At 42.4% G+C, this 1,337-nt stretch carries 1 protein-coding gene; it reads right to left on the minus strand.

Annotated features, from left to right (window positions below; translation table 11 throughout):
• Positions 1 to 52 precede the first annotated feature (52 nt).
• A complete protein-coding gene (locus DIZ30_RS12590) occupies positions 53 to 1,243 on the minus strand; it encodes an IS256-like element ISLgar5 family transposase (RefSeq protein ID WP_000997694.1) in 1,191 nt (396 codons plus the stop codon).
• Positions 1,244 to 1,337: the final 94 nt, after the last annotated feature.

Consider the following 1,337-nt stretch of genomic DNA (forward strand, 5'->3'; position numbering starts at 1 on the left):
AGGGAGCGTCAATAATTTTGTGTAAATGATTCTTCCCTACTGCAGATTGTTTCTAATTCTCAATCAGTTGGCTTAGCATTTGTTCGAGCTCGCCTTCGGCCTGTTGGAAACCTTTATGACTGCGACCTAGGAATTTTTGGTTGTAAGTATCAAAAGACGAGACTAAGAAACGTTCCATCGACTCTTCATTTTGGAACTGTTCCTTGCGGTGGCTGTATTTCTTGATTTGTTTATTAAAGGATTCAATCAAGTTCGTAGAATAAATACTCTTGCGTATGGCCAAGGGGAAATCATAGAAAGTGAGCAAGTGATCGTTCGAAAGAATCGATTCAACCACTTTTGGATAGCTGGTTTTCCATTTTTCCGCAAAAGTACCACGTGCTTCCAACGCCACCTCTTTAGATGAGGCTTGATACACCATTTTAAAATCATCACAGACTTCCTTACGATCATCGACACGCACTTTATGACTGATATTACGGGAAACGTGTACACAACAATGTTGAAAACGAGCTTTGGGATAGAACCGACTAATCGCTCCTACCATCCCCTTTAAGCCATCCGTGATGAACAGGAGGACATTTTTCAAACCGCGCTCTTGAAGGTCCAATAAAATTTCCTCCCAAATCGTGATGGATTCAGTCGGTGCAATCGCATAGCTCAATACTTCCTTTGATCCGTCCGGGCGAATGCCAACTGCGATATGAATAGCTTCCTTGGCGACGGTTTTCCGCTTTAACGGAATATACGTTGCGTCCATATAAATAGCAGCATAACGGTCATGAAGCTCCCGCCCATTAAACGCCGTTACCTCTTCTGTAAATGATTTTGTTATATTGGACATGGTTTGGGGCGTGTAGTAATGCCCATACATTTTCTCAATCAAGTCTGCGATTTCCGACATGGTAATACCTTTTCGGAAGAGGTGAATGACGGTCTCCTCTAACGTGTCATTCGTCCGTCTATAAGCAGGAACAGTCTGTTGCTTGAACTCACCATTGCGGTCGCGCGGAATCTGGAGATGAAGTTCCCCATACTCGGTCTTGACCGTACGGTCATAGGAGCCGTTACGAGAATTACCCGTGTTAAAACCAATGCGATCATACTTTTCGTAATCTAGGAAAGCCGTTAACTCCGTTTTGAGAAGCGTATTGACTGCTTTCTCCAAATGGACACGGAATAATTCATTCAAATCGCCTTTGTTCGCTAGAGTCTTTAGAATTTCTGTAGTAAAATCGTTCATAGGGAAGTCCTCTCTTCTGTGAATGTGTTGTGGTAACTCTATTCTACAGAAGGGACTTCCTTTTTTCTATTTACACAAAATATTTTACACTCTC

This window comes from Enterococcus sp. H57, from assembly GCF_003112495.1.
In the GTDB taxonomy this organism is placed as follows: domain Bacteria; phylum Bacillota; class Bacilli; order Lactobacillales; family Enterococcaceae; genus Enterococcus_B; species Enterococcus_B faecium.

What these genes read in the sequence shown, in the direction of transcription:
- DIZ30_RS12590 (WP_000997694.1), bottom strand. Translation starts at nt 1,243, where the DNA reads ATGAACGATTTTACTACAGAAATTCTAAAGACTCTAGCGAACAAAGGC.